Source organism: Pseudomonas sp. GW822-FHT04C11 (genome assembly GCF_058800905.1).
In genome coordinates this window covers 98245-117640 of the sequence record NZ_JBXAMS010000018.1, presented here as the reverse complement: position 1 = coordinate 117640, position 19396 = coordinate 98245, and the positions used below count along the sequence as shown (strand labels likewise).

Annotated in this window: 19 protein-coding genes; 15 read left to right on the top strand and 4 right to left on the bottom strand. The window is 60.0% G+C overall.

Annotated features, from left to right (window positions below):
* Positions 1-36: 36 nt before the first annotated feature.
* The 14 genes from AC1RJ3_RS24745 to AC1RJ3_RS24680 all read left to right on the top strand — a co-directional run bounded on the left by AC1RJ3_RS24745 (position 37) and on the right by AC1RJ3_RS24680 (position 15587).
* Positions 37-282, top strand: a complete 246-nt coding sequence (locus AC1RJ3_RS24745; RefSeq protein WP_103319493.1) for a type II toxin-antitoxin system Phd/YefM family antitoxin — start codon at positions 37-39, stop codon at positions 280-282.
* A gap of 209 nt (positions 283-491) precedes the next feature.
* A complete protein-coding gene (locus AC1RJ3_RS24740) occupies positions 492-662 on the top strand; it encodes a hypothetical protein (RefSeq protein ID WP_493081013.1) in 171 nt (56 codons plus the stop codon).
* A gap of 375 nt (positions 663-1037) precedes the next feature.
* The gene (locus AC1RJ3_RS24735) at positions 1038-1469 is read left to right on the top strand and encodes a MarR family winged helix-turn-helix transcriptional regulator (RefSeq protein ID WP_054598214.1); all 432 of its coding nucleotides are present in this window, start codon (positions 1038-1040) and stop codon (positions 1467-1469) included.
* A complete protein-coding gene (locus tag AC1RJ3_RS24730) occupies positions 1466-3544 on the top strand; it encodes an FUSC family protein (protein WP_493081011.1) in 2079 nt (692 codons plus the stop codon). Before AC1RJ3_RS24735 ends, AC1RJ3_RS24730 begins: the two co-directional genes overlap by 4 nt.
* The gene (locus tag AC1RJ3_RS24725; RefSeq protein WP_017478036.1) at positions 3541-3750 is read left to right on the top strand and encodes a DUF1656 domain-containing protein; all 210 of its coding nucleotides are present in this window, start codon (positions 3541-3543) and stop codon (positions 3748-3750) included. Before AC1RJ3_RS24730 ends, AC1RJ3_RS24725 begins: the two co-directional genes overlap by 4 nt.
* Positions 3747-4637 carry an efflux RND transporter periplasmic adaptor subunit gene (locus AC1RJ3_RS24720; protein WP_103319480.1) on the top strand — a complete coding sequence of 297 codons (891 nt, stop codon included), beginning with the start codon at positions 3747-3749 and terminating at the stop codon, positions 4635-4637. Before AC1RJ3_RS24725 ends, AC1RJ3_RS24720 begins: the two co-directional genes overlap by 4 nt.
* Entirely contained in the window at positions 4634-6082 is a 1449-nt protein-coding gene (locus tag AC1RJ3_RS24715) for an efflux transporter outer membrane subunit (protein ID WP_493081008.1), read from the top strand. The genes AC1RJ3_RS24720 and AC1RJ3_RS24715 overlap by 4 nt, the downstream gene beginning before the upstream one ends.
* Before the next feature lie 83 nt (positions 6083-6165).
* Positions 6166-6801: a hypothetical protein gene (locus tag AC1RJ3_RS24710; protein ID WP_054595023.1), complete on the top strand. Its 636-nt coding sequence runs from the start codon at positions 6166-6168 to the stop codon at positions 6799-6801.
* 298 nt (positions 6802-7099) lie between these two features.
* Positions 7100-8611 (top strand): YdgA family protein, encoded by a 1512-nt coding sequence (locus tag AC1RJ3_RS24705; RefSeq protein WP_054595024.1) that lies wholly within the window; start codon positions 7100-7102, stop codon positions 8609-8611.
* Positions 8612-8913: 302 nt separating this feature from the next.
* Entirely contained in the window at positions 8914-11394 is a 2481-nt protein-coding gene (pgaA, locus tag AC1RJ3_RS24700; protein ID WP_493081005.1) for a poly-beta-1,6 N-acetyl-D-glucosamine export porin PgaA, read from the top strand.
* Between the two features lie 12 nt (positions 11395-11406).
* Positions 11407-13404: a poly-beta-1,6-N-acetyl-D-glucosamine N-deacetylase PgaB gene (gene pgaB / locus AC1RJ3_RS24695; RefSeq protein WP_493081003.1), complete on the top strand. Its 1998-nt coding sequence runs from the start codon at positions 11407-11409 to the stop codon at positions 13402-13404.
* Between the two features lies 1 nt (position 13405).
* Positions 13406-14767, top strand: a complete 1362-nt coding sequence (pgaC, locus tag AC1RJ3_RS24690) for a poly-beta-1,6-N-acetyl-D-glucosamine synthase (protein WP_054595027.1) — start codon at positions 13406-13408, stop codon at positions 14765-14767.
* Positions 14764-15285 (top strand): poly-beta-1,6-N-acetyl-D-glucosamine biosynthesis protein PgaD, encoded by a 522-nt coding sequence (gene pgaD / locus AC1RJ3_RS24685; RefSeq protein WP_054595028.1) that lies wholly within the window; start codon positions 14764-14766, stop codon positions 15283-15285. Before pgaC ends, pgaD begins: the two co-directional genes overlap by 4 nt.
* A 122-nt stretch (positions 15286-15407) precedes the next feature.
* Positions 15408-15587, top strand: coding sequence for a hypothetical protein (locus AC1RJ3_RS24680; RefSeq protein ID WP_347928566.1), 180 nt, complete (start codon positions 15408-15410; stop codon positions 15585-15587).
* On the opposite strand, the gene AC1RJ3_RS24675 is transcribed toward AC1RJ3_RS24680, so the two are convergent.
* On the bottom strand, positions 15588-16187 hold the full coding sequence (locus AC1RJ3_RS24675; RefSeq protein ID WP_256585307.1) for a transglycosylase SLT domain-containing protein: 600 nt from the start codon (positions 16185-16187) through the stop codon (positions 15588-15590).
* A gap of 298 nt (positions 16188-16485) precedes the next feature.
* Complete coding sequence (locus AC1RJ3_RS24670; protein ID WP_493081000.1) at positions 16486-17322, bottom strand: sterol desaturase family protein; 837 nt, start codon at positions 17320-17322, stop codon at positions 16486-16488.
* Between the two features lie 69 nt (positions 17323-17391).
* Here AC1RJ3_RS24670 and AC1RJ3_RS24665 point away from each other — a divergent pair, with 69 nt between their 5' ends.
* Positions 17392-18390 carry an AraC family transcriptional regulator ligand-binding domain-containing protein gene (locus AC1RJ3_RS24665; protein WP_493081057.1) on the top strand — a complete coding sequence of 333 codons (999 nt, stop codon included), beginning with the start codon at positions 17392-17394 and terminating at the stop codon, positions 18388-18390.
* A 168-nt stretch (positions 18391-18558) separates the two neighbouring features.
* Here AC1RJ3_RS24665 and AC1RJ3_RS24660 read toward each other — a convergent pair whose 3' ends face one another.
* Entirely contained in the window at positions 18559-18801 is a 243-nt protein-coding gene (locus tag AC1RJ3_RS24660; RefSeq protein ID WP_054595033.1) for a hypothetical protein, read from the bottom strand.
* 12 nt (positions 18802-18813) lie between these two features.
* Positions 18814-19314, bottom strand: coding sequence for a hypothetical protein (locus AC1RJ3_RS24655; protein ID WP_103319461.1), 501 nt, complete (start codon positions 19312-19314; stop codon positions 18814-18816).
* Between the last annotated feature and the right edge of the window lie 82 nt (positions 19315-19396).

Below are 19396 nucleotides of genomic sequence, written 5' to 3'. Positions count from 1 at the left end.
TAGACCAGATTAACGGTCTGAATAGAGGTCTTGATGATGCAACGTGTTCTGGCCGACAAGGCTGTCAGCGTTTCCGAATTGAAGAAGAACCCGTCTGCCGTACTCAGCGGTGCAAACGGTGGGTCGGTTGCCGTGCTCTATCGCAACCGGGTGATGGGCTACATGGTGCCCACCGAGGAGTTCGAGTCCATGGTGGAACGTTTGGACGATCTTGAGCTTACCGAGCTGGTTCGGGCTCGAATCCACGAAACCCCGGTCCCGGTAACGTTGGATGATCTTTAAACTCGTTTCGATGGGGCTGTCGACAAGCATGAGCTCAATGCCCGTGTACGAACGGGCTAAAAAACGATAGGAAAAGTCCGTAACGGTTTTGCTCGGTTGCGCCCCCCGACCCCCCCCTATAGTTGACCACTGCACACATCGGCGACAGGATTTGGCGATCCTAATTCTACGTAGAGGCTGTTCCTAAAACTATCTACGAGATATTCCCTATGCACCCATATCGTCCACTGACAACCAACCCAACCCCCGGCTGCGTTCTGGCCTACAACATCCTCGCACCGACCCATTTTCTCCACGAAACTGCCTGTAGCCGAATCCGCATCGGCACCGATCTGCTGGAAACCCTCACCTCGATCACCCTTCGCGATCTCAACGACTAAGACTTCTATCGCCTGATCTATGCCGCGTATGTCATTGCGCGATGGGCTGAATCTTATGGAAGAGCTGCAACACCTTTAAGCCCCCCCCCATTCGAGGTGAACACCAAACCTGTGGCGAGGGGGCTTGCCCCCGTTGGGGCGCGTAGCGGCCCTGAGCGATCACCATATTTCTTCAGCCATATACGACGGGCGCCGCCATTGCGACTGCTCCGCAGTCGAGCGGGGGCAAGCCCCCTCGCCACAGGTGTTGTGTTTTGCCCGCTAGGCTAATTTGTTTCAAAACTTGACTGAATTTCCCCTCCAGTGCGATATTGATAGTTAGCAAACTAACAGTGTGCGAATTCTCCTGTGTCCCAGACCCTCGACGCCCTTCAGATGAACATCAGCAGTGCCATGGTGGTGGCCGCGCGGCATTGGCGGAAAATCTGCCAGACCACGCTGGTCAACTACGGCATCTCCGAAGCCTGCGCGGTCCCGTTGCTGATGATCGGGCGGCTGGGCGAGGGCGTGCGGCAGGTGACGGTGGCGCAGGCGGCGGGGATGGAGAGTCCGTCGCTGGTGCGTTTGCTCGACCAGTTGTGCCAGTCCGGGTATGTCTGCCGCACTGAAGATCCCCTTGATCGTCGCGCCAAGTGCCTGAGCCTGACCGATGCTGGCCGTGAGTTGGTGCAAGCGGTGGAAGCCGAGTTGGTGCGCTTGCGCCGTGTGGTGCTTGAAGGCATCGATCCGGCGGATCTGGAGGCGGCGCTGCGGGTGATTCGCGCGTTCGAGACGGCAGAGCAGCAGTTACCGGTGACCCCCTCATGAACGGATTTTTTAGCGGCATACCGCCGGCCCGCGACTGGTTTTACGGCGTGCGTACCTTCGCCGCGTCGATGATCGCGCTGTACATCGCCATGCTCATGCAAATGCCGCGTCCGTATTGGGCGATGGCCACGGTGTACATCGTTTCCAGCCCGTTCGTCGGGCCGACCAGTTCCAAGGCCCTGTACCGTGCCATCGGCACCTTGACCGGGGCAGCAGCGGCGTTGCTGTTTGTGCCGATGTTCGTCCAGAGCCCGTATGTGCTGGTGCTGGTCATCGCGCTGTGGACCGGCACCCTGTTGTTTCTGTCGATGCATTTGCGCACCGCCAATAACTACGCGCTGATGCTCGCCGGTTACACCTTGCCGCTGATTTCCCTGCCGGTGGTGGATAACCCTTTGGCGATATGGGATGTGGCAGAGGCGCGGACTGAAGAGATCTTCCTCGGCATCGTCTGCGCAGCGGTGGTTGGCAGTCTGTTCTGGCCCCGACGGCTGGCGCCGGTGTTCGATGGTGCGGTGAGCAAGTGGTTCAGCGACGCGGTGACCTACAGCCAGCGCTTCCTGACCCGCAACGTGCAACCCGACGAAGTCAGCACCTTGCGCGCCTCGATGGTGGCCACGTTCAACTCCCTGGAATTGATGATCGGCCAGTTGCCCCACGAAGGTGCGCGGCCGCAAACCGTGCGCAACATCAAAGAACTGCGCGGGCGGATGATTCACCTGCTGCCGGTGGTGGATGCGCTGGACGATGCGCTGTACGCCTTGCAGCGGCGCACGCCCGAGCTTGTGGACAAGTTCGCGCCGCTGCTGGCCGCGACCGTTGAATGGCTTGACCGCACAGACGCTTCGGTCGAGCACTGGCAAGCCCTGCGCGCTCAACTTGAAGCCCTGCAACCGAGTGCCGAAGCGCTGGATGATCGCAAGCAATTGCTGTTTTCCAACGCGCTGTATCGCCTCGGTGAATGGATCGATTTGTGGCAGGACCTGCGCAGCCTGCAAGAGGCGATTCGCTGCGAAAGCCAGGACAACTGGCGTGCGGTCTACCGTCATTGGCGGCTGGGCCGGCTGACACCGTTTCTCGACCGTGGGCTGATGCTCTATTCGGCGGCATCGACGGTGCTGGCGATCATCGTCGCCTCGGTGCTGTGGATTCTGCTCGGCTGGACCGACGGTGGCAGCGCGGTGATTCTGGCGGCGGTGGCGTGTAGCTTTTTCGCCGCGATGGACGACCCGGCACCGCAGATTTACCGGTTCTTTTTCTGGACCGCGATGTCGGTGCTGTTTGCCAGCCTCTACCTGTTTTTGATCCTGCCGAACCTGCATGACTTTCCGATGCTGGTGCTGGCGTTTGCCGTGCCGTTTATCTGCGTCGGCACCCTGACCGTACAGCCGCGTTTCTACCTCGGCATGCTGCTGACCATCGTCAACACCTCGTCGTTTATCAGCATCCAGGGCGCCTACGACGCGGACTTTTTGAGCTTCGCGAACTCCAACCTGGCCGGGCCCATGGGCTTGTTGTTTGCCTTTATCTGGACTCTCGTAGCGCGGCCCTTCGGTTCGGAGCTGGCGGCCAAGCGTCTGACCCGTTTCAGCTGGCGCGACATCGTCGGCATGACCGAGCCGGCGAACCTCGCTGAACACCGTCACTTGGGTGTGCAGATGCTCGATCGGCTGATGCAGCATTTGCCGCGCCTGGCGATGACCGGTCAGGACACCGGCGTGGCGTTGCGCGAAGTGCGCGTGGCGCTGAACCTGCTGGACTTGCTGGCGTACGCGCCACGGGTGCAAGGGGGACCGAACGTCTTGCTGCGGCAGGTGGTGGCCGAGGTCGGCGAGTACTTCAAGGCCTGTCTCAAGGCTGGCGAACGCTTGCCAGCGCCAGCGCCGTTGCTGATGACCCTGGATCGCACCCGGCGCGCACTCAATGGCCAAGGCCTGCAGGGTGACGGCGAAACCCGTCTACACCTGCTGCATGCCCTCGCCGGTCTGCGTCTGGCGCTGTTGCCGGGCGTGGAGTTCATCGGTAACGAGATCGATGAACCGTTTCCCCAAGGTATCGATGGAGCGCCTTTATGATCGGTGATCTGGACATCAGCGGGGTGTTCCTGCCCACGTTGCTGGTGCTGATGGGTATTACGTATGTGCTGTACCTGGTGGTGCACGGGTTGCTGACGCGCCTGCACTTTTATCGTCTGGTCTGGCACCGGGCATTGTTCAACGTTGGTCTTTACGCCTTGCTGCTCGGCGCCGTGGACTCACTCAGTCGATACCTGATGACATGAAAAAACCTATTTTGACCCTTGGCCGTGTGGTGTTGACCCTGTTGGTGGTGACCTTTGCGGTCGTCGTGGTCTGGCGCATGGTGATGTATTACATGTTCGCTCCGTGGACCCGTGACGGGCACATTCGTGCGGATATCGTGCAGATCGCCCCGGACGTTTCCGGGTTGATCCAGCAAGTGGAAGTGCGTGATAACCAACCGGTGAAGCGCGGCCAGGTGCTGTTCAGCATCGACCAGGACCGTTTCAAACTGGCGCTGCGCCAGGCCAAGGCCACGGTCGCCGACCGCCAGGAAACCCTGGCCCAGGCGCAACGTGAAGCCAAGCGCAACCGTGGCCTGGGCAATCTGGTGCCGGGCGAGCAACTGGAAGAAAGCCAGTCCCGTGTGGCCCGCGCCGAGGTGGCGTTGTCCGAGGCCCAGGTGTCGGTGGACAGCGCCCAGCTCAACCTCGACCGCTCGGTAATCCGCAGTCCGGTGGACGGTTACGTCAACGACCGCGCACCGCGTACTCAGGAGTTCGTTACCGCCGGCCGTCCGGTGTTGTCGGTGGTGGACAGCAACTCCTTCCACATTGACGGCTATTTCGAAGAAACCAAACTCGACGGCATTCATGTCGGCCAAGGTGTCGATATCCGCGTGATCGGCGACCGTGCGCGATTGCGCGGGCATGTCGAAAGCATCGTCGCCGGTATCGAAGACCGTGATCGCAGCAGCGGTTCGAACCTGCTGCCCAACGTTAACCCGGCGTTCAGCTGGGTGCGGTTGGCGCAGCGGATTCCGGTGCGGATTGCCTTCGATGACGTGCCGGCAGATTTCCGCATGATTGCCGGGCGTACCGCGACCGTATCGATCATCGGCGACAAGCCTGAGCAGGAGCCGGAGCAATGAAAGCGGCCGCCTGTTTAGCGACGGCCGGTCTCGGCTTGCTGCTGTCGGCCTGTCAGGTGGTCGGCCCGGATTACCATTTGCCTGAAGAGGCAGCGGTGCACCGCGCAGACTTTCAGGGCGATCTGACCGCGCACGGTAAAAACGTGGTGTCGGCGCCGGTGCCGGGCGACTGGTGGCGGTTGTACCAGGACCCGAGTCTGGATGAGCTGGTGCGCCAGGCCATGGCCACCAATACCGATTTGCGAGTGGCAGCAGCCAACCTGTCGCGCGCTCGTGCCCGGGTCGAACAAGCCGAGTCGGCGGGCGGCTGGAGCGGTGGCGTGAAGGTCGGCGCCCAGCGTTTGCAGGAATCCGGCGAGGCGTTCTTACTGCCGGAAAAGATCCCGGTGACCAATGTCGGTGATATCGGCATCACCACGTCCTATCAGTTCGATCTGTTTGGCACCTTGCAGCGCGGCATCGAAGCGGCGAAAGCCAGCGCTGACGCAACGCAAGCTGCAGCCGATACGGCGCGAATTACCTTGGTCGCCGATGTGGTGCGCGCGTATACCCAGGTCTGCGCGGCCAACGAAGAGCGTGAAATCGCCGAGCACTCACTGGACCTGCAAGGCCAGAGCACCGCGCTGATTCAGCGCCTGCGCGATGCTGGGCGCGGTGACGAAACCCAGGTCACCCGTTCGCAAACCCAGTTCAAATCCTTGCGCGCCGATATGCCGCGCTATGAGGCCGCTCGTCAGGCCGGGCTGTTCCGTTTGTCGATGCTGTTGGCTAAACCGGTGGATCAATTACCCGCCGGGACCAGCAGTTGTCACGAACTGCCAAAAATTGCGCAATTGTTGCCGGTCGGTGACGGCGCCACGCTGCTTAAACGGCGGCCGGATGTGCGTCAGGCCGAACGTCAACTGGCGGCCGCGACGGCGGACATCGGGGTTGCTACCGGTGCGCTTTACCCGGACATCAGCATCGGCGCGACCGTCGGTACCGTGGGTATTCTCGATCACCTTGGCCAACCGCAAACCAATCGCTGGGGTTTCGGCCCGTTGTTGACCTGGACAGTGCCATCCAACGGCTCCCGGGCACGGGTGCGTGAGGCTGAAGCGGCGACCCAAGGCGCGTTGGCGCACTTTGACGGGGTGGTGTTGAACGCGATCCGCGAAACCCAGACCGGTCTGGCGCAGTATTCCGCGCTGTTGCAGCGTCGCGATGCCCTGGTGGATGCCGAGCAATCGGCGCAACAGGCGGCGGACCAGACGCACCGCTTCTTCCAGGCTGGCCGGGCGTCATTCCTCGCCGATTTGCAGGCGACCCGCACCTACACCGACGTGCGTGCGCAGGTGGCAGCTGCCAATACCCAGGTTGCCATGAGCCAGATCGATTTGTTCCTGGCGCTGGGCGGCGGTTGGGAAAGCGGACGAACGCAAGGTTCAGAGCCAACGAAACCCTGAGGCCGTTGCTATGCTTTTAGATGTCGGGTTCGCGCAGGCGGGTCCGGCAGTCAAAGCTCGCATTGGTCATGGGGATTCCAATAATGAAAAACCCTTATGCTCCCGGCTTCTGGTGCGCAATTGTCGCGCTGGTGCTGCTCTCGGCAACGTATTTTTATGGCGTGATGCTGACGCACCAGATTGATAAGGCTTTGATCTTTCTCGACAGTGCCAGTGCGTTGATCGGGGTGATGTCGATCGCAGTCGCCGCCTGGGCTTTGCTGCAAACCCGGCGGATCAAGAAAAAACAACTCGAGCAAGGCAAGACCCTGGTGCTGATCTGGGACACCAAGGTGGCGTTGCGCCGGGTTGAAACGGTATTCGACCGGTATTTCTGGGGCAGTTACTGGCAACCGGGGCGTACTTTTCAGGAAGTCATGGGCGAACTTACCGGCACCCCGCTGGAAAAAAGCCTCGAAGCGCTCAAAACCCAATGCCTGGCCCTCGACAAACAGGTCACCGATGAAGGCTGGCACTGGCTGAACAATGCCCGCGAACTGTCTGACGTGGCCAACGCCATGGCCCGCGAACGCTATCAACTGGATTTTTGCGACCCGCGCGCGGATTCACCGAATGGCGCGGTGATCAATCGGGATTTCGAAGTGCTGGTCTATACGTGGACGGCACGGCTGAAAAGCTTTGATCATCAGCTGGATGAGATCGAAGTGCAGTATTCCTGATCAGCCACCGATCGTTCCCACGCTCTGCGTGGGAATGCTTCTACGGACGCTCCGCGTTCGGCTCTGGATGTGACGCAGAGCGTCACGGGCAGCATTTCCACGCAGAGCGTGGGAAAGATCAACGCGGACTGTCCACAGGCTGCAACGCTCCATAGACATTCTTTCACCTTTAATCATTGGGCCGCTCCACGGCACAAATGCTAATCTCATCGCACTTTTAGCGGAGTCGAGCCGCAACCCGTCGAGGGTTCAGGGAAGACGACCACATTTTCAACAACGGACATTGATCGGGTCATTCATGAATAAATCAGCAGGCGTGCTTCTGGGAATCGTCGTTGCCATCGGTGCAATCAGCGCCGGCGGCGCCTGGTACACCGGTACGAAACTGGAAGGGGTGCTGCAAACCTCGATCGCTGATGCCAACAAAGAGCTGCAAACGGCGATGGTCGGCTCCAACGGCACCGCGACCCTGGAACTGGTGTCGCTGGATCGCCAGTTGTTCAGCAGTACCGCGCACTACCGCCTCAAGGGCCAGGGCGAAATGTTCGGCGAGAACCCTGAAGGCGTAGAGCTGCTGTTCGTTGACCACATCGAACACGGCCCGCTGCCATTCTCGCGCCTGGTGTCGCTGAAATGGCTGCCGGTCATGGCCACCAGTCACTACTCGCTGGAAAAGACCCCGACCACCGAGAAGTGGTTTGCCGCCACCAAGGATGCGTCTCCACTCAAGGGTGTGGTCAACATCGGCTATGACCGTGCTACCAGCGGCAACCTTGAACTGCTGCCCGTCGAAACGGCACTGGACGACAAGTCCACGTTGAAGTTTTCCGGTCTGAACATCGACGTGTCGGCCAGCGCCCAGGCACAGAAGGTCAAGGCTGACGGTTACATGGACAGCCTCACGCTGACCAGCGTTGCCGAAGACCAGTCCCCGGTGAAAGTCGAGTTGAATGGCCTGACCCTGGCCAGCAACCTCAGCAAAAGCAGCTATGGCTACTACCTGGGGGAAAACGTCGTCGAGCTGACCAGCACCAAGACGACCTTTGGCGACAAACAGTCGGTGATGACCTTCAAGAACACTGAAATGAAGAGTTCCACCACCGAGTCCGGGACCAACGCAGCCGGTCGTGCCGATTACAAGATTGGCGAAATCGCCCTCAACGACAAGGCCCTCGGCTCGGCGCAAATGGCCTGGAGCATGAAAAACCTCGATATTCCGTCGACGCTGTCGCTGGTACAGATCTACCAGAACAAACTGCAGCCGTACGAAGCGGCCGCCGCGGCTGCTGCCGCTGCGGGTGAACCGGCGCCCGAACTGAAGCTGACCGACGCCGAACAGGCACAAGTCAAGGCGGGTCTGGAGACGTTGCTGGCCGCCCAGCCACAAGTCGCGCTGGAGAACTTTTCGTTCTCCACCCCGAACGGTGAAAGCCGTGCCAGCCTGGTGATTGACCTGACCAAGCCGACATCGCTGGACCTGCCACCCGACCAGTTGGGCAAGCAATTGATTGCCCTGCTGGACTTCAATCTGAAGATCTCCAAGCCGATGATCACCGATCTGGTGACAGTGCAGGCGCAGATGGAAGGCCAGACCGACGTCAAAGCCGTTGCCGATCAAGCCGCTGCGACCAGTGACATGGTCAGCAGCATGGCTGTCGGTACGCAACTGGCGACGCTGGACGGCAACAACATCGTTTCCAAACTGCACTACGCCAATAATCAGGTGGACTTCAACGGCCAGAAGATGACCGTCGAACAGTTCGTCGGTTTCGTGATGAGCAAGCTCGGTACCACTGGCGCACCCCAGTAAACGACCCACCGCTTGACTTAAGCGAACGCTCTAAACCGCAGGTTACAAGCTAGCGCCCGGCCCTCCGAATTTGTGGATTGGCTGGGCGTTTTGCTGTCTGGTGCCCGCAAATCAAGGCTGTAGGGCGCACGGGGGTCAAGCCGTTGTACTGAATCTGAACAAATGTTGTGTTCCTGATAGTGGTCTAACCTTGCGTGAAATACTGCGTTTGTAAAACCTTGTCGGGTGATTGCCCGACTTCCCGTTTCGAACCAGGCAAGGGGGGTATGAGACTCCGGCTCGCCATGTAAGGATGCTGACGAATGCCACGTATTACTCGTCCTTTTATTGTTCTTGGCTTGCGCCCTCTGATTCGTGTGGCCTTGTGCAGCCAACTGCTTTGGCCGAGTCTGGCGTTCGCGGATACCGCCTACGACCAAATGATTCGCGATGCGCGTACTGGTAACTACGCACCGGTGTTGACGCTGTTACGCAACGTGCCCGCTAACCAGGTGACCACCGGCCAGGTCAGCGACCATTTGCAGATCGCCAGTTGGGCCGGTCTCGACGCCGAAGTGGTTCAGGTCTATGAAACCCAGGGGCGCAACCGGGTGCTGCCGATTCAGGCGCTGACCGCCACCGCTCGTGCCTACCGCAATCTCAAGCGCTGGGACTCTGCCACCGAGCTCTACCGTAAGGCACTGGCGCTCGAACCTGCGAATGCTGACCTGCAACTCGGCCTGGCCATGACCCAGGCTGATTCTGGAAACCCCGTCGAGGCCGTCAACCGTGCCAAGGCTCTCGTCGCGGCCAAACCTGACGATCCGGCCCGGCGCCTGGCGCTGGGCTATGCCTTGACCCGTTCCGGTGCGACCTATGACGCGTTGTTCGAATACGACCAGGCGTTCATCCGCGCCGGGAGCAAACCTGAAGTCGCCCGCGAATACGTTTTCGCCCTGCAACGCGCACGGCTGCCAGAGCCGGCTTTGCGTCTGGCCCGTCAACGTCCGGGGTTGATCGATCCGGTGACGCAGCGCCGCCTCGAAGGTGATGTGGCGGCAGAGCGCGTGCGGCTGGCGGAATTTGCCACGCGCAGTGAAAAAGAACGTTACGACATCGCCGATCGTGCCTTGAGCGACTACGACCAGTTGCTGGCGACCTGGACCCCGGATGCACAGGCTCACGACGACGTGGTTCGTTGGCGCATCGACCGCATGGGCGCACTCAAGGCCCGCGCGCGCACGGCTGAGGTCATCGGCGAATACCAGAAACTGCTCGCTGAAAACGTAAAAATTCCAACCTACGCCATGCGTTGGGTGGCGGCCTCCTATCTGGATCAACGTCAACCGGACGTCGCGACAGACTTGTATCGCCAAGTGCTGGTCGCACCGGACGCCGACCCGGCTGACCGGGTAGAAGACACCACGGCGCTGTTTTACGCCTTGATGGAAAGCGACAAACCGCAGGAAGCACGCACCGTCGCCGAAAACCTGGCCAAGACTCAGAGCTCGCGGGTGGAGCTCAAAGGCTTGCCGATCGGCAATCCCAACGATTCATGGATGGACGCGCAACAACTGGCCGCCCAGGCGGGCACCTATAGCGGTAACTTGCCCGCTAGCCAGCAAGGCCTGGATGCCTTGGTTGAAAAAGCACCGGGCAACGTCGGTTTGCGTCTGGCGCAGGCGAATGTCTACCTGGCGCGTGCCTGGCCACGCCGTGCAGAAAATCTGCTCAAGGAAACCGAGAGCATGGCCCCGCGAGATATCGGTCTGGAAGTCGCGCAAGGGCATACCGCGCAGGATTTGCAGGAGTGGCGCCAGCTCGATGCGTTGACCGATGACGTCGCTGCGCGATTCCCGGACAACCGTGCGGTGCAGCGTTTGGAGCGTCAGCGTGAGGTGCACGACATGGCCGAACTGCGCGTATCGACCTATGGCGGCAAGAGTTATGGCGGTGGCAGCAACGGTGCCGGTGCAGTCGCTGGCAGCAAGGACTTTGGCATTGAGACCACGCTCTACAGTCCACCGATCAATGAGGACTGGCGTGTGTTTGCAAGTGCCGGTTATGCCACTGGTGACTTCCAGGAAGGCACCGGTCGTGACCGTGTCGAACGGCTTGGTGTCGAGCGCCGAACCCGCGATATGACACTGGAAGCGGAAGTCTCCAATCACAACTTCGGCTATGGCAACAAACAGGGCGCGCGCCTGTCGATTGCCCGCGACATCAATGATGCCTGGCAGTATGGCGGCAGCCTCGACTACCTCTCGGCCACTACGCCGCTGCGGGCACTGAACAGTAACGTCACCGCCAACGGCGGCAGCGGTTTCCTGCGCTGGCGCGCCAACGAAAGCCGCGAGTGGAAACTGGCGGTCAGCCCGTCGCACTTCAGCGATGGCAACAATCGTCTCGAAGCATTGCTGACCGGACGCGAAGGCGTGTACAGCGCGCCGGGGGTGCAGGTCGACCTCGGTCTGGAGGTCGGCGCCAGCCACAACAGCAAGAATGAGGACGTTCCCTACTTCAACCCCAAGTCGGACTTCAGCGTCCTGCCGACGGTCAGCGTCAATCACGTGCTCTATCACCGCTACGAAACTTCGTGGAGTCAGCAGTTCCAGGTCGGTGCCGGTACATACAGCCAGCGTGATTACTCCACTGGCGGTGTAGGCCTGCTCAGCTACGGCCAGCGTTTCAGCTGGAATGATGTGTTCGAGGTTGGTGCCGCGCTGAGCGCGATCAACCGGCCCTTCGACGGCGATCGAGAAACCGATCTGCGCCTGCTCGTCGACCTTACCTACCGTTTCTAGAAGAGTTTGAAGATGCCTCTGATGACCCGTTGCATCCTTCTGTTGGGCGTTTTGCTGATCAGCGCCTGCGCCCGGCAAGCCCCGACCTTTGCGCCACCGGCACAGCGCCCGCTGCCGGCCAATGAAGCGCCATGGCCGAAAAACCATGTGTTGGGAATTGCCTATCACGATGTCGAAGACCGCGACCCTGATCAGGCGCTCGTTGCGGTGCGCACCGAGCGGATGATCGAGCAGCTCGCGTGGCTGCGTGAGAACGGCTACAAACCTGTCACCGTCGATCAGATCATCGCCGCGCGCAAGGGGGGGGCCGAACTGCCAGCCAAAGCCATTCTGTTGAGTTTCGACGATGGTTATTCGAGCTTCTACACCCGTGTGCTACCGGTGTTGCGGGCCTATAACTGGCATGCCTTGCTGGCGCCCGTCGGTACCTGGATCGATACACCACCGGATAAGCTCGTGGACTTCGCAGGTGATATGCGACCGCGTTCGGAGTTTTTGACCTGGGCGCAGATCTCTGAAATTTCCAGGTCCGGGCTGGTGGAAATCGCCGCTCACACCGACGCCAGCCACAAAGGCATCCTGGCCAATCCGCAAGGCAACCTGCAGCCGGCGGCGGCGACTCGTCGTTATGACGCTGCGACCGGTCGCTATGAGTCGGAAGCGGATTTCCAGGCTCGTCTGCGCAAGGACGTGGTCACCATTACCGAAAAAATCCGCAAGGCTACCGGTTATAACCCGCGTGTATGGGTCTGGCCGTACGGCACGGCCGATGGCACCACATTGCAGGTGGTCGATTCCCAGGGTTACCAGATGGCTCTGACCCTGGATGACGGGCTCGATGCACTCGACAACCTGATGAGCAGTCCGCGTTTCCTGGTGGCCTCGGACCCGGATGGCGAACACTTTGCCAACAGCATCGTCGCGGTGCAGTCCAGCTCACCGATGCGCGTGGTGCATGTCGACCTGGACAACGTTTATGACCCGGACCCGGCCCAGCAGGAAGTCAATCTGGGCAAGCTGATCCAGCGCATGGCCGACATGGGCGCCAACACCGTGTTCCTGCAAGCCTTCGCCGATCCTCAGGGCGACGGTCTGGTGCACTCGTTGTACTTCCCGAACCGCCACCTTCCGGTTCGCGCCGACATCTTCGACCGGGTGGCCTGGCAGTTGCGTACTCGCGCCCACGTCAAGGTTTTTGCCTGGATGCCGGTGCTCAGCTTTGCCCTCGATCCAAAACTGCCCCGGGTCACCCGTTGGGACCCGGCCACAGGCCAGACCTCGGTTGACCCGGGACAATATCGACGGCTGTCGCCGTTCGACCCGACCGTGCGGCGCATCATCGGTGAAATCTACGAGGACGTGGCGCGTCTGACCTCGGTCGACGGCATCCTCTACCACGACGATGCAGTGCTGTCGGACTTCGAGGACGCCAGTCCCGAGGCCTTGCGCACCTATGCGGCCAACGGCTTGCCGGGGTCGATGGCGGCCCTGCGCGATGATCCGGCGATGATGCAGCGCTGGACTCGGTTCAAGAGTCGCTACCTGATCGACTTCACCAAAGAGCTCACCGCCAAGGTTCGCGCCATTCGTGGGCCACAGGTGCTGACGGCGCGCAACATCTTCGCCGAACCGATGCTCAATCCGCCCAGTGAGGCTTGGTTCGCGCAGAACCTCGACGACTTCCTCGGCACCTACGACTGGACCGCACCGATGGCTATGCCATTGATGGAAGGTAAACCCCTCAAGCAATCGGGTGAATGGCTCGAAGAGTTGGTGGCCACGGTCAAGGCCCGGCCGGGAGCACTGGAGCGCACGGTGTTCGAATTGCAGGCCAGGGACTGGACGAAGAAAAGCGGCGCCGACATCGATGGCAGGCAACTGACTGACTGGATGGGTCGCCTCAAACGCCAGGGAGCGACCAGTTTCGGTTACTACCCGGACAACTTCCTTGAGAACCAGCCGGACCTGAAAACCGTGCGTCCCGCGCTCTCCGACAAGTGGAATCCATAACATGCTGGATAGACTTCTAGCTCTGCTGGTCCTGGCGATCGTCCTGGGGATTCCCCTGGGGCTGATCTTTCTGGTCACCGGGCAATTCTTGATGGACTTCGTGTTTTTCTATCCGCTGTTCATGTCCGGACTGTGGATCGCCGGTGGCCTGTATTTCTGGCTGCACTGGGAGCGCCACTGGCCGTGGAAGGATGACACGCTGCCGCCGCCGCTGGCCGGCGAACCGCTGATTTCGATCCTGATCCCTTGCTACAACGAGGGCGATAACGCGGCCGATACGATTCACGCCGCGCTGGGTCAGCATTACCCGAACATCGAGGTGATCGCGATCAACGACGGCTCCAAGGACAACACCGCCGCTGTCCTCGATGCCCTCGCTGCTGAAGACCCGCGCCTGCGGGTGCTGCACCTGGCGGAAAACCAGGGTAAAGCGGTGGCCTTGCGCATGGGCGCGATTGCCGCGCGCAGTGAGTACCTGGTGTGTATTGACGGCGATGCCTTGCTCGCGCCGAACACGGCGGCCTATCTGGTGGCTCCCATGCTGGACAACGCCCGGCTTGGTGCGGTGACCGGCAACCCACGGATTCGAACCCGTTCAACGCTGGTCGGGCGCGTTCAGGTCGGCGAGTTCTCTTCGATCATCGGTTTGATCAAGCGCACCCAACGGGTCTTCGGGCGGATTTTTACCGTGTCCGGGGTGATTGTGGCGTTCCGTCGTTCGGCGTTGCATCGGGTCGGCTATTGGAGCCCGGACATGATCACCGAAGACATCGACATCAGTTGGAAGCTGCAACTGGATCACTGGAGCATCTTCTACGAGCCACGCGCACTGTGCTGGATTCTGATGCCGGAGACCCTGTCCGGGTTGTGGAAGCAGCGTTTGCGCTGGGCCCAGGGCGGCGCCGAGGTGCTGTTCAAAAACATCCGCGGCATCTGGCAATACCGCCATCGCTACCTCTGGCCGCTGCTGTTCGAGTACTGCCTGTCCACCGGCTGGGCCTTCACCTTTTTTCTGTCGGTGATTTTCTGGGGCGTGGGCAAGTTCGTCGACATGCCGGCCGCCATTGCCGTGCACCACTTGCTGCCGCCGGCCTTCACCGGGCTGTTGCTGGCGATGGTCTGCTTGCTGCAGTTCGCGGTCAGCATCCTGATCGACCGTCGCTACGAGCGCGGGCTGTGGAAAACCATGTTCTGGGTGGTCTGGTATCCGTTGGTGTTCTGGTTCATCAGCCTGCTCACCACCCTGGTCAGCTTCCCCAAAGTGCTGTTTGGCCAACATCAGAAGCGTGCGCGCTGGGTCAGTCCCGACCGTGGCATCAAGCCGCTGAATGACGATGACGATGACGAGGAGTTCAGCAAATGAAAATCATCAGAACCCGTCAACGACCATTTCTGGTCGTCATTGATGCCTTTTTCACGGTATTGGCCTGGTTCGGCTTGCTGTACCTGCTGGTAAGCGGCCTCTGGCCATTGTTTGATACCCACGAAGGGTTGCGTATCGAATCGACGATGCTCGACGCCCTTGGCACGCTGCAAATCTACTTGTGGGTGGCGTTGTTCAACGCGGTGGTCCTGATCTCCTGGGCGCGTTACCAGCACCGCAAGAGCAAAAGCTTCGCCCAGCGTCGTCTACCGGCACCGGTGATCGATGACAAAGGCTTGAGCATAAGCTTCAACCTGACCGAAGAGCATCTGGCTCAACTGCGCGATCTGGGAACCATGGTGATTCACAACAACGAAGACGGCGATGTCAGCCACGTTGTCCCACGCTTCTTGCGCATCGATCCCGAGCTCCAGAAGCAGTTGCACCCGCCGGCCTCACTGGTGCATCAGAAGGCGTTGGTGTTGGCGGCAAATGACGATCAGATGCCTGTGACGTGAGCTGCGGTAAGGTTTGACTGAAAGTTTTACAGGGCTATTGCGGTCTGAGCGTTCAGGGCATTGGCGTCGTTCGTCGAAAGCGAGCACTATCGAGCCAATTACTGGTGCGTTGGAGGCCAGCTGTGACACAACGAATAGACCGCATTGCCCAATTGCTCAACTGCCCGATCAAGGGCGAAGAAATGCGCCGGGCGATCACTGAAGCGCGCAAGGACTTTCTGCTCGACGACGATGAAGAGGATGACGACGAGGAGGAGCCTGCCGAGGTGGACGTCGTGGATGAGCTGTCATCCAAGGCATGACTACCACCAACTGCGGTTGCTCTCCAGTTCGCCCCTGCATTGCCGGAGTTGCCAGCCATAATCTTTTGCCTGTTGCTCAACCTTGCGCGCGACCTGCATCAGCCAGGGTTTCTGTAGATAGGTCTGGCGACTGAATCCGCCACGTCCTTCGTGGTAGGCAAGGTACTGGCTGTAGGCATCCCATTTGGAAACCCCCAACTGACGTTGAGTGCCGGCGACGTACCAGCCGACGAACATGATCGCGTCGTCAAAGTTGTCACGCGAACCGCCGTTGCCGGTCGCGCTCTTGTACTCGCTCCACACCGGATCCTGCGCCTGGGCATAGCCGTATGCCGAGCTGACCCGTCCCCAGGGAATAACCCACAAAAAGTAGTAGCGAGGGGGCAGGGCATCGTGCACAAAGCTGCTTTCCTGCTTGATGATCGCCATCGCCACATGCGGTGGCAGGCCCCAGGCCTTCTCCATTTTCAGCGAATCTTCGTACCAGGCCGGGTATTGGCGGTAAATGCTGCAAAGGTTGCTTTGCTCTCTTGGCGGTGTCGTCGAGCAACCCGCCAACAAGCCCAAGGCGATGAGTACGACTAAAAAACGTCCGTGCAAAAATCACTCACTTGGCGATTGGCCAATCCTTATCGGTTCAAAACAGGGTGGGGGATACAGCGCGATCGTTGTTTGCTAACAAGCCAGCCGCCAAACCACAGACTACCCAAGAAACCACCCAAGAAACTACCCAAGAAACTACCCAAGAAACTACCCAAGAAACTACCCAAGAAACTACCCAGGAAATCAGCCTGGAAACGGCACGAGGGCAGATCGTGGCTGTATTGTGTCATCAGCCAGCGACCACCCGGCGTGATCCGGCATGTGGGCCAAATGAAAAGTGGGCACTGGGAAGTACTCAAAGATCGTCTTGCCGCACACGCTTTGGTGAACGAACCAGCGGCCAGAACAGCTCCTGCTGCCACGTCACCGGATGCAGGTCCTCAATGCCATAGTTTGAGGGGCGACGCCGGGTGATCTTGGCCGTACCGAATAGCACGTCCCAGAAGAACAGGAGATTGCCGAAGTTTCCCTTGTAGTGGGTTACGCCGTCATTGGCGTTCAAACCATGATGGGCCGCATGGGTGGCGGGGGTCGAAATGGTTCGTTCGAGGACCCACATCAGCGGACGCAAGGCCGGAATGCGGTAGAGTTTTTCGTCCCAGGCGACGCTGCTGTGCACGGCGAAGATGACCGTCATCTTGACGATCAAGTAACCGTAGTAAACCGGTGCCAGGCCCAGGTAAATGAGGGCTCCGGACAGCCAGATACCTGGCATCAGCAGGTAGTAAAAGCTGTTGTTTCGATAAACGATGCGAATGCTCATGTAGGGCGCCGAATGGTGAGCGCGATGCAGGGCATAGAGAAACGGCAGCCGATGGGTCAGGCGGTGCCACCAGTACTGGGTCAAGTCATCGAACAGCAGAAACAGCCCGAGGCCGGCCACCCAGTGAATGTTGGCCAGGCTGTTCTTGAGTTGAGGGGCCAGACTGCCGAGCAACAGGTTGCTGAGGAACATCACCAATGGAAAGGTGACACCCAGCAGGAGCGACGAACCGATGACCTCGATCAGCGTATCGCGGCGCTGACCTTTGGGTTGGCGGAAACAGGCGCACGCAATTTCCAGCAGGATGAAACTCAGAAAAATCCCGGCGACGACCGGAATTGGATTGTTGGCGAGCATTATTGTATTCATGGCAATCTCGAGTCAGGCCCGACCTGGGCATTGCCTGAGCAATAAGAAACCATGAGCCTTCCAGACAACATGTGCGAAATGGACAAAATCACTCGAGAAGAGGCCAATCAGCCAGCCCGCCGCTTTCATCGAGGGCAGCTCGGACAGGTTCTGGAACGTGTACTGCATAAGCAGACACGCAGTAACCGACGCGATTACAGCCTGCTTGAGCTTGAGCAATTGTGGACGGCGGCGGCACAACAAGATCCTGCCATTGGCCTGCACCTGTTCGCCGGGTTCACGCCGCAGGACTGCCACGAGCTGACGTACATCTGCATGTATTGCCCGGACGTCAGCGCAGCTATCCAGTGCTGGTGTGACTATGCGGGGCTGGCGTCGGACATGGACAGCGTCAAGCTGATCAACGATGCCCATGGCCTGGGCGTAGAGCTGCGTATCGACGCCCCCGCCAAACTGGCCCGCTACGTGGTGGAACATTACTGCGTGATGGCCGTGACCCAACTGCGCAAAGCTACGGGCGAACCGGTCCGGCCGGTGCTGGCTCACTTCGCCCATCCGCGACCAACCTACCACGCCGAATACACCCGATGGTTCGGGGATAACATCGTGTTCGAGTGCGCGCATAACTGCCTGTATTACGACCCGAGCGTCTTGCGGTTACCTTTGCTGACGCGACACGACGGAATGGCAGAGTTGTTGCGCAGTGAGATGGACCGACGGATCGCACGGCATCTCCAGCTCAATGGCTGGACCGGGAAAGTCGCGGCCGGCATGCGACAAAGCCTGGCGCGCGGCGTGGTACCCAGCCTGGAAAATCAGGCAGAGGCTCTGCACCAGAGCCCGCGTACCTTACGCCGGCGCATGGAAGAGCAAGGCATGACGTTCCGCCTGCTGCTCGATCTGGTGAGGGCCGAGCTGGAACAGCATCTTGAATTTCTGGGTGAGAACCGCGCGCACATTGCCAGTCAACTGGGTTACGGGGACCTGGCTGCGTATCTGCATGCGCGTAAACGATGGCGGCGTGAGCCATTTGACGATTGCATTCGCGATGTCGAGGCGGGTAGGTAACGCAGAGGAAGTGAACTGGTGTGGGTGGAAGCTCGGTTCACAGCGAGCAGCGCCTAGCTCTTGGCGGGCTTGCGCCTGTAATGCATTGACCATCACCAAAACGGCAGCAATCGGCCTACGGCAGTCAGCCTGCTTCAATCGAAGGCAGGCGCCCTTTTTTACATCACTTCAGCCAACCTCCACAAACCGCCGCCTGGTCACGAACAGCCCCGCGCCCACCGGCACGGCAAGGACCGACATCAATCCCAGGTCAAAGCCCAGCAACCGGGCCTGGCTCACTGCAACGCAGCCGATTGCGCCAGCCACCACCAGCGTCACCCCTAGCCACTTGCGCAGCGGGTACGGCTTAAGAAACCGATCAAGTAGAAAGGCCAGCGCCATGACGATGACCGTCTGGGTAATTTCGGACATGTGCAGCCCCACTCAGGTCTTGATGATCAGGGATTCGGAAGAGCGCTGTGGGCCAATCCCACCATTGACCTGCGCCTGGATGCTGACGATGACGTCGCCAGCATGGTAGGTGGGCAGAGTGTCATTGACGTACGAGCGCACACCCGCCGTTACAACAGTGCCTGCGGCGAAACTGCCTACAGGCCCGGCTAAACCGCCCACAGTACCGGCAGTGCCACCGAAGGCGGAGGCGGCCAGGTTGGCGAGTTTGGTGCGTTGGGTATCCAGGGCGTCGGCCTGTTGCCGGGTCAGCGGCTTGGAGATGCCGATCATCATCACGCACGGCAGGTTCTTGGCCTGCATCTTGTCGTACACCTCTACGACCTTGCTGTTGACCTGATAGTGGGCGCTTTTCGCTTCGCCAAAATGAAGCTCGCGCAGGCGGCCGCGCTCGCTGTCGGTGAGGGTGATCTGCGAGACGTTGAAGACGATCCCGTGCGGGGTCATGTATTGGAAAGTCCCTTCGGCCTTCATTGCGAGCATCCTTTCGAGCAAGAGGAGGATTTTCTATAAAGAGCGCCCAAGATGCAAAGGCTTTGGTTTCGAAGGTTTTTCG

What these genes read in the sequence shown, in the direction of transcription:
- AC1RJ3_RS24730 (WP_493081011.1), top strand. Translation starts at nt 1,466, where the DNA reads ATGAACGGATTTTTTAGCGGCATACCGCCGGCCCGCGACTGGTTTTAC.
- AC1RJ3_RS24655 (WP_103319461.1), bottom strand. Translation starts at nt 19,314, where the DNA reads ATGAAGGCCGAAGGGACTTTCCAATACATGACCCCGCACGGGATCGTC.
- pgaA (WP_493081005.1), top strand. Translation starts at nt 8,914, where the DNA reads ATGCCACGTATTACTCGTCCTTTTATTGTTCTTGGCTTGCGCCCTCTG.
- AC1RJ3_RS24670 (WP_493081000.1), bottom strand. Translation starts at nt 17,322, where the DNA reads ATGAATACAATAATGCTCGCCAACAATCCAATTCCGGTCGTCGCCGGG.
- AC1RJ3_RS24715 (WP_493081008.1), top strand. Translation starts at nt 4,634, where the DNA reads ATGAAAGCGGCCGCCTGTTTAGCGACGGCCGGTCTCGGCTTGCTGCTG.
- AC1RJ3_RS24660 (WP_054595033.1), bottom strand. Translation starts at nt 18,801, where the DNA reads ATGTCCGAAATTACCCAGACGGTCATCGTCATGGCGCTGGCCTTTCTA.
- AC1RJ3_RS24665 (WP_493081057.1), top strand. Translation starts at nt 17,392, where the DNA reads ATGTGCGAAATGGACAAAATCACTCGAGAAGAGGCCAATCAGCCAGCC.
- AC1RJ3_RS24745 (WP_103319493.1), top strand. Translation starts at nt 37, where the DNA reads ATGCAACGTGTTCTGGCCGACAAGGCTGTCAGCGTTTCCGAATTGAAG.
- pgaC (WP_054595027.1), top strand. Translation starts at nt 13,406, where the DNA reads ATGCTGGATAGACTTCTAGCTCTGCTGGTCCTGGCGATCGTCCTGGGG.
- AC1RJ3_RS24710 (WP_054595023.1), top strand. Translation starts at nt 6,166, where the DNA reads ATGAAAAACCCTTATGCTCCCGGCTTCTGGTGCGCAATTGTCGCGCTG.
- AC1RJ3_RS24740 (WP_493081013.1), top strand. Translation starts at nt 492, where the DNA reads ATGCACCCATATCGTCCACTGACAACCAACCCAACCCCCGGCTGCGTT.
- AC1RJ3_RS24735 (WP_054598214.1), top strand. Translation starts at nt 1,038, where the DNA reads ATGAACATCAGCAGTGCCATGGTGGTGGCCGCGCGGCATTGGCGGAAA.
- AC1RJ3_RS24725 (WP_017478036.1), top strand. Translation starts at nt 3,541, where the DNA reads ATGATCGGTGATCTGGACATCAGCGGGGTGTTCCTGCCCACGTTGCTG.
- pgaB (WP_493081003.1), top strand. Translation starts at nt 11,407, where the DNA reads ATGCCTCTGATGACCCGTTGCATCCTTCTGTTGGGCGTTTTGCTGATC.
- AC1RJ3_RS24720 (WP_103319480.1), top strand. Translation starts at nt 3,747, where the DNA reads ATGAAAAAACCTATTTTGACCCTTGGCCGTGTGGTGTTGACCCTGTTG.
- pgaD (WP_054595028.1), top strand. Translation starts at nt 14,764, where the DNA reads ATGAAAATCATCAGAACCCGTCAACGACCATTTCTGGTCGTCATTGAT.
- AC1RJ3_RS24705 (WP_054595024.1), top strand. Translation starts at nt 7,100, where the DNA reads ATGAATAAATCAGCAGGCGTGCTTCTGGGAATCGTCGTTGCCATCGGT.